This window comes from Streptomyces sp. NPDC057654 (genome assembly GCF_042800135.1).
GTDB lineage: Bacteria > Actinomycetota > Actinomycetes > Streptomycetales > Streptomycetaceae > Streptomyces.
On sequence record NZ_JBHVHQ010000398.1, the window covers coordinates 1 to 7,535 of the forward strand.

General features: G+C 69.7%; 8 protein-coding genes and 1 tRNA gene. 7 read left to right on the top strand and 2 right to left on the bottom strand.

Translation table 11 applies throughout. The features are described 5' to 3' along the window. Window positions 1-282 precede the first annotated feature (282 nt). Complete coding sequence (locus tag ACFU99_RS25680; RefSeq protein WP_384395888.1) at window positions 283-729, bottom strand: hypothetical protein; 447 nt, start codon at window positions 727-729, stop codon at window positions 283-285. A gap of 492 nt (window positions 730-1,221) precedes the next feature. Here ACFU99_RS25680 and ACFU99_RS25685 point away from each other — a divergent pair, with 492 nt between their 5' ends. The 5 genes from ACFU99_RS25685 (at window position 1,222) to ACFU99_RS25705 (ending at window position 5,592) form a co-directional block, all read left to right on the top strand. After that, window positions 1,222-1,722 (top strand): hypothetical protein, encoded by a 501-nt coding sequence (locus ACFU99_RS25685; RefSeq protein ID WP_384395890.1) that lies wholly within the window; start codon window positions 1,222-1,224, stop codon window positions 1,720-1,722. A gap of 41 nt (window positions 1,723-1,763) precedes the next feature. Next, on the top strand, window positions 1,764-2,309 hold the full coding sequence (locus ACFU99_RS25690) for a hypothetical protein (protein WP_384395893.1): 546 nt from the start codon (window positions 1,764-1,766) through the stop codon (window positions 2,307-2,309). A gap of 63 nt (window positions 2,310-2,372) precedes the next feature. Beyond that, the gene (locus ACFU99_RS25695) at window positions 2,373-3,248 is read left to right on the top strand and encodes a hypothetical protein (protein ID WP_384395895.1); all 876 of its coding nucleotides are present in this window, start codon (window positions 2,373-2,375) and stop codon (window positions 3,246-3,248) included. A gap of 430 nt (window positions 3,249-3,678) precedes the next feature. Next, the gene (locus tag ACFU99_RS25700) at window positions 3,679-3,942 is read left to right on the top strand and encodes a hypothetical protein (protein ID WP_384395898.1); all 264 of its coding nucleotides are present in this window, start codon (window positions 3,679-3,681) and stop codon (window positions 3,940-3,942) included. Window positions 3,943-5,301: 1,359 nt separating this feature from the next. Then, window positions 5,302-5,592 (top strand): hypothetical protein, encoded by a 291-nt coding sequence (locus ACFU99_RS25705; protein WP_384395900.1) that lies wholly within the window; start codon window positions 5,302-5,304, stop codon window positions 5,590-5,592. 829 nt (window positions 5,593-6,421) lie between these two features. Here the strand turns inward: ACFU99_RS25705 and ACFU99_RS25710 are convergent. Beyond that, window positions 6,422-6,910, bottom strand: a complete 489-nt coding sequence (locus tag ACFU99_RS25710) for a hypothetical protein (RefSeq protein WP_384395903.1) — start codon at window positions 6,908-6,910, stop codon at window positions 6,422-6,424. Window positions 6,911-6,992: 82 nt separating this feature from the next. On the opposite strand from ACFU99_RS25710, the gene ACFU99_RS25715 reads away from it, so the two are divergent. Further along, window positions 6,993-7,169, top strand: coding sequence for a hypothetical protein (locus tag ACFU99_RS25715; RefSeq protein ID WP_384395906.1), 177 nt, complete (start codon window positions 6,993-6,995; stop codon window positions 7,167-7,169). A 268-nt stretch (window positions 7,170-7,437) separates the two neighbouring features. Continuing rightward, a tRNA-Met gene (locus ACFU99_RS25720) sits at window positions 7,438-7,512 on the top strand. Window positions 7,513-7,535: the final 23 nt, after the last annotated feature.

Here is a 7,535-nt window from a genome sequence, read left to right on the forward strand (position 1 = left end):
CGCCCACCCGCGACGCTGAACCGCCGTCGACTGGCCTCGGGGCGGTGTCCTCCCCGTGGCCTGCACCGTCGCGCTGCACGCGAACGCGCAGGCATGCCGCCGCGCTGCACGCACCTCTCTGGTGCGGCGGCATGGGACCCGAACCCGCCGCCTGCTGCGGCCGTCTACGCCCGGAGGGCCCTGCCGGTCGTCAGAGGCGGCGACGGTCGCGACAGATCAGGGCCAGTCCTCAGCATAGGCCGGGACGACCTCGGGCCGGCCTCGGTTCGGGCGTGTACCGCGCTACCGCATGCCGGGGTAGTCCTGTGCGGCCTTGCCGAGAATCTCGATCATCTGGTCTCCCGTCAGTTCCCGGAAGACCACGGCCGAGGCGCTGGCGATCTTCCGGAAAAGGACCTCCTCGGGGATGAGCGGCAGGTCGCCGAGGGCCGGGTGGTGCTCCTCGCCGGCGTCCGTGCTGAAGTCCTGGCGCAGCAGCCACACGGTCTCGGCGAACATCGGATAGCTGCTCTGCCGCTTCTCCCACAGACACCTCAGCGCAGCGCCGCCGAAATCGCGGTTGATGAATCCCCACACGTAGGACATCTCTACTGTCTTGTCGGGGAATTGCGGATCCTTCAGATACCGGGTCCAGTCGTTCAGGATCTCCCATCGCAGCGCGCCGACGATCACCTCAGTCGGGGCGGTGCTTCGCTGCGTGTCTGCCGCGAACGCTTCGTTCAAGCTCATCTCGCGACCGTAGCGGGAATCCAGGGCAGTCCACCACTGGGCATCGCTGACAACGCCGGTCGCACGCAACTGGGTTGGAGCTTGGGAGACTGAGAAATGCGGTGTGGCCAGAGGTAAGCTCCCGGCTCGCAGGACACGGCAGGGCGAGCCGCTCCACCACGGCGGTGAAACGGGGAGGCAGCCGAGTTCCACACCCCCGCGTAAGGGCACGGGACACGAGACAGGCATCTGTTCTCCGGCTGCCGCCCGTCCCACCCTCCCCCCAGGTCACGGAAGTGCGGCGGACCAGGCGGCGCGGTGCACAGCCCCGCCCCCGAGCGAGAAGCAACCGTGAACAGCAGTGCCCCCTGCCCACCGTCCAGCTAGCATGGTCGCGCCAGGGTACCGGGCCTGGCGGGATCTGCCCCGCGTGCGTGGGGATGCGGCCCGCTCCGGTGCGGGCCGGTCGTCATGCCCGCAAGGGCTTCCGCCGCCTCCTGGAGCAGCTACGCCGTGCGTACCCTCACCGTCCCGCTGAACGCGGCCTCGCCGCGCGCCCGCCTGGTTGTGGCCGACACGGCCGTCCGCGTCGCCCTCTGGCTGTCCGGGCCGGAGACCCGCATCGTCCGTGGCCGACGGGTGCACACCGGAGCCGTCGGCCCGCATCATGCCGCCGAGCTGGGCGAGTTCCTCCTCGGCTGCCCGGTACCCGACTACGAGCCGCAGGACAGGACCTGGCCACGTGGCTCGTGCACTTCACCGCCGGCGATCCTCGGCCGCTCACCAATCTGGACCTGCGGCTCAACCGTGGCCGTGCTGACGCCCGCCCCGGGCGGCCCTCAGGGCTTGTTGCACAGCCTGGCCCCGCCAGGAAGCCCTCTGCTGCTCACAGCGCTCAACGTCCCCCTTCCCCAAGTGGGAGAAGATCCGGCCGCGCGCTCCGGGCCCCAGACCTACCTCGGGCACGTCCATGGTCTCGGAGAGCGCCCGATCAACCGCGCGCCCTCCATCTGAACCCGCAACTGTCCGTCACCGTCCCGCAGAAGAGGAAGCCCATGACCGCCAACCCGCCGGCAGCTCTCGCCGACTTCGTTCACCCGCCCCTGCCTACTGCTCTCCACGCCAGACTGTGGAACGGCCTGGCCAACGGTATCTACCGAGGCTCTGTCCGCCGCGACGGCGCCCCTGGACGGCGACTGCTCACCATCGCCCGCCAGTGGGAGGAGGAGGGGCTGCTCACCGTCCACACCCTCGGGCGGCAAGGCTGGGTCGCCGTCCTCGTGCCGGCCCTGTGCCGGCCGGCCGAGCCGAGCCGGGCGCCGCGGGTGCGCCTCGGCGTCCTGGGCGCTCCGTTCCTCCGCGGAGCCGAGCAGTCCGACTTCGAGCGGGAGGCCCTGCCCGCCGTGGAGGACGCGGTACGCGAGGTCTTCGGGGAGAAGGCCGGCTACTTCTCCTATGAGCCGGTGCGGACGGATTCCGGCGAGCTGGCGGGCTGGACGTGGACGTGGTGCGGCCGCGTGCACTGGGTGACCGTGGACGCCGAGGTCTCCCCGAACGACATCACCAAACAGGGGACTGCCGACTTGAAGGCGGCGAGGTAGCCCTCCCCTGACCCCGCCGGTGCGCAGGAGGCCGTTCGTGACGCGTACTTGGCCCACCGTGAGGTGAGCGCCCCGGCGAAGGCGGCCGCCCGCCGCGTCTGGCCGGCCGCAGTCGGATTCCGGCCCGTCAAGGACGAGGGCGGGATGATCGGGTACCACTTCCGGGCAGGCCCCTTTGACACGCCCGAGGCATGGGTGACGGCCGACGGCAGCACGGTCGATCACCACGGCTACGACTACCGCTCCGGCTCCAGTGGGCGCCGGGCGCTCCTGGCCGCCCACCAGGCCGCCGTCCGGGAGCGGGCGGTTGCGGCCGTCGGCCGGGAGCCGCTGCCCGGCCTGGGCGAAGAACAGGCGCGCGCGGCCCTCGACGAGTCGGATCGCACCGCCGAACTGTACCCGGTCACCGATCACGGACAACTGCTGGGCTATCTCGCACGGGTCGGCACGGGCATGGCGCACGGCTACGGGTGGGTCACCGTCTGCCGGTCTCGCCACGGCCGTCCAGAGAACACCTGGGAGGACGCGCAGGCGGTCCTGCGCGCCGCCCTGGCCGACGATCTCGTCCAGAACCGCACCGCCAGCTCGGAGCCCCGTGCCCTGCAGCCAGAGATGCTTCTGCTGACCGCCGCCGCTGCCCGGGAGAAGGCGGACGCCGCCCGTCCCGTCGGGACGGGCACCGTGGGCTGGACGGAGGTCCGCGGCGACACCGACGACGAGCTGATCGGCTGGGAGTTCAGGTTTCTCCCGCTCCGCGAGGGCGCGCTGACCAGCCGAGGGTGGATCACCCGCCACGGCATCCTCAGCACCTCCATCCGCTATCCCCGCTTCCACACCCAGCGGCTGCGCGAACTGACCGAGCAGGCATCCGCGCGCCGCGAGATGATGGAAATGGCCTACGCCCACACCGTGACGAAGGCATCGACCATCCCCGCCTGACGCCGGTATACCGACCGCACCGACTGCCTAGTCGCGTCGCACGTGGCCGTCTGGTCGCCGCCGTGAGACTTCATGCGGGTGCGCGGCCAGCGCCAACCCCGCACCGGCCTGCCACTCGCCGATGTTGTCGGTGGCGGGCACGCGGGCGGACATCCGTGACCGCCTCGTGCCGATCGAGAGGTACCACGGGCCCGACCTGATGTACGGCAACGGCTACGGCAACGGCCTCGCTGGCTATAAGGCCGTCGTGGTGCTCTGAGCCTACTTGCCTGAGTGGCGGACCGACCTTCCCAAGCACCATGGCTTCATCGGTATCGAGCCAAGAATCTCGCCGCCCCCGACCCGCAGGTCGTCAGTACGCTCAGCTTGTCTTTTACGGTTTCGCCGTGAGAATGGAGCGGACGCACTCCGCTCCAGGGAAGGGCAGCTCATGAGTGATTGGAACCGACGGTTCATCCTCGGCGTGGGCGGTCCGGTCTTCGTGGGACTGCTGGTCTTCGCTGCCATCGTATTGCCCGGTCAGGAGCTCAGGCCGGTGCGTTTCGCGGTAGGTGCTGCGTTCTTCCTGTTCACAGCATGGGGGCTGAGTGTTCTGGCCAACCGGTTGCTTTCGAACTCGTCGATGAGGCGGTCGTCTTCGGCCTCGACCCATGCTCCAGACGCGATCACGCGAACGGAAACTCCCCGGACGTGAGAGTGGCCTTCGTCTGGTCCCAACAATCCCCTGGTTACCCGCAGCTTCGACAGGTGCACAGACGCATCCCGCGCCAAGTGGAAGAGGGACGCTACGAGGAGAGTCGCTCGTCACCGAGCCCGGTCAGCGCCGGGTCGCGACTCATCCGCACCCGAACCGAGACGCTGCGCAAAAGCCTCATGGGCGCGCCCCGCGATCAGCTGGCGCGAACGCGCTCAGCGCCGGAAACCGCGATCGGTGCTGTTGGCCACCCACAGTGGACCACGCCGCAGTCCGCAACTCCCCTGCGGATAGGCGTTCCGATGGCCACGGTCAAAGGAGGGCACGGAGCGGACGACGTTGCGGGGCACCCTCCCCGGTGGCATCACGGTCATCTCGGCTCAGCTGACGCTCCGCCGTTGCCGTTACGACTTGAGTAGGGAGAGACTAATGAGAACGCGCCCTGGCACTTTCCTCGACCGTCTTGCCAGGGCTGCCCGGCCCGCTCGTCCCTGGCTAAGTATTCGGACGAACGACTGGTGGAATCGGGTGCTCCTGGCCGGCGGAGCTCGCTGCGGGTCCTCCCCGTCCGCAGACCTCGGCAAGGCGGACCTTCGCGACATTCCGACCCAGCAAGGTTTCGCCCGTCAGGATCGCCTGACGGGTAACTAGAGGGGCCATCGGTCCGGCCGGCGGTGGGCTCTACGGCCTGCTGGAGTTGATCCGGTGCCTCCTTCACCGCGATGTTGCTGAGCACCGCCCCCAGAGCCGAGGCGCTGACATCGAGCGGGTATCCGGCGCCGATCGCGTTCCGAACCCGGGAGGACTGCTGGTTCCGGCGCGCGTGGACGGGCATGGTGGACACGGCGCGCGATCCCGGTGTCGTCTCGGCCTGGGGGGCGTGTCGGCTGGCCTGGGGAGGGCGGCGTGGGGCTGTTCACACGGAACACACCAGACGATGACGGCGCACAAGGAACATGGCTCCAGGAGGCGTCCAGGGCCGGGGGAGTGGTCTTCGCCGGGGCGAAGTTCGTCGACGGATACGCGGTACTGCGGTGGCACACCGACCGGAGCGACGTCGTACTGGTGCATTCGCTGATCGACGGGAATGCCAGCACCGCAGCAGTGGTCCGTGCTCCGCGGCGGCGCCACCGTGAGCGTTTCGGCGACCGGATCGCATGCGTGCTGGTGGCGCAGACCGGCACACAATGGTGTCCCAGCCCTACATGCCCCGGCTCCTGGTCCACGACACCAACGGGCCGGCCAAAGACTACGAGACGACGTGGGCCGAGGTGGCGGCGGTGCTCGGGCAGCCGGCGCCGTACTGGTTCCACCAGGTGCGCGACCGTGATGTGATCGCCGCCTGGCGTCCGGGCGCTCGTGGAACTGACTGCCGACGAGCCGGACGGATCCCCGGCAGCCGAACTGTGCTGGTACCTCGCCCGCGAGGTCTGCCACCACGGCCACACCTCGGTCACCCGCAACATCTCCGGACTGCGGAAGGACGTGGCCGAGGGCGGCGATGACGCCCACCTGGTCCTCGGCTCGGTACCCGCCCCGCAGGAGCCGGCGGAGGTGGTCCGCCGCGCCGGCTGGATGAGCATCACCGAACGCCGCGACGTCCTCGCGCACCAGGTCGCGGACTTCGCGCAGCGCTGGGACGGCGGCTAGGACTGGCACACCGGCGCCGTGACCAGCGTGGAACCGGACTGCGCCACCGCCCGCGAATGGGCCCAGCGCCTGGTCCCGGCCGAACCGGACCAGCCCTCCCCACCGTTTTGGAGAAGGTTCTCCTGGACAACGTCCGCGACCCCGACGCCGACGTCCTCCTCCACAACCCGACTATCACCCCGGAGGGATAGAAGGCTTCGAGTCGACCGCGCAGTCGGTTGGCGGAGAATCCGGTCGGTGTTCACTACGGCTGACTCTCCCTGACCTGGTCGCTGGGGGCGGGGGTGTCGGTGGTCAATCGGTTCGGGTGCAGGCGCAGGACGAGAGAGTCGGCCGGGGAGCCACCGCGCGAGCTCGGCGCAAGGCACCCCCGGCTCGAGGGCCCGGCAGCCCGGCGAAGCCACGGCGTTTCTCCAGCGCGGGGCCGCACCGCTTGCAGGGCGTACCGGCCGCCGCAGCGTACCGGCGTCCGGCGTCGTCATCAAACCCATGGACGCGAGTCTGCACCGGCGGTGCGAGCGGAGGCTCCGCCCATCCGTCCGTGTCGTCCGCGGCGGGCGGCACGGTCAGCGGGTCGTCACCGCAGGCCGCGGCGTTGAAGCCGTCCAGCGCAGCGACGGCCCACGCGCGGGAGGCGTCGGTGAGCAGCTGGGCCGGACGGGGCAACCTGGAGCACGTCGGAGTCCTGCGACCGGTCAGGATCTCGGCGATCCGGCAGGGGGCTGTGAGTGTCACGAGGATGGTCTCCTTCCGGTGCGAGCGGCGTTCGGTGCCCAGCGGCGGGTGCGAGGCGGTGGCGAACAGTGACTGCCCCGCGCCGGAACGTCGTTCAGCGGGTGGTGCCGTCGCGCAGCGCTGCGAAGCGTGCGGTGGCCTGGAGGAGGAGGTCGGTGCTGGAGTTGCGGCGGAACAGGTCCTCGATGTCCCGGTCGGCGGCCGTGGGGTCGTACGGCAGTTGCTGTTGCCGGGCAACGGCGTCGCGCAGGGCGTCGGCGAACTCTGCCGGAGGCTGGATGACCCGCAGTCCCCGGACGATGCCGGTGGCTGCGTCGACCAGGATCAGCTGCAGCATGAAGGGGGTGCCGCGCTCGCCGGGCACCCCGGCCGGTAGGCGGGCGGCCTGGCGGTGGTACTCCCATGGAGTATCGGACCAGGGGATTCCCTGGCCCTGGGTGGCGGGGTTGCGGCTGTTTTTGGGGTTGGTGAACCGGTAGGACCACATCAGGTAGCGGTCGGCGCAGGTCAGGGCGAACTCGGCGTTGCCCTTGGTGAACGCGGCGACCTCGGATGCCTCCGGTGAAGCGAAAAACAGACTCATCGGCGCGCTGCACGGCGTCCGACTGTGCGGCAGCGTTCACGTCATCGCCGCAGCGGAACAGGTCGTCATCGCCACCAGCGCCATGGACCTGAGCGAGAAGCGGGCCGACCACTTCCAACGCCAGTCGGAGGCCGTCGTCGCCGCTCAAGACGAATTCCTGGACGCGTGCCGGGAGGATCTCGCCTACACCACCCGCTGGTACCAGGTGCTGCGCCGCCGCAAGGAGCGCCGTTTCCTCCGGGTGCTGGCCGGGCGCTGACACCGGATGGTGAGCTGTAGGTTCCGCGATTCCGTGATCACTCGCGCGCTCCTGACCTGCGGTGCCTTCGATGGTGAGCACTGCTGCCTGGGCAGCCTGTCGCCGGATCATAAGCAATGCGGCTTGGCGAGCGCGGACTTCACGGTTGAGCGCTGTGGAGAAGCAGCAGGTCGCGAGATCCATTGCTCACGGAATCGCGGAATCTACATGAGCGGTGCGACGGCCGGGACCCGGACCGTGCGGGGTGCTGTTGAGTGGCTGCTACCGACGCGGGGTGGAGCAGCTCGGTAGCTCGCTGGGCTCATAACCCAGAGGTCGCATGGTTCAAATCCTGCCCCCGCTACTAACTCCGGCCCCTCGACGTTG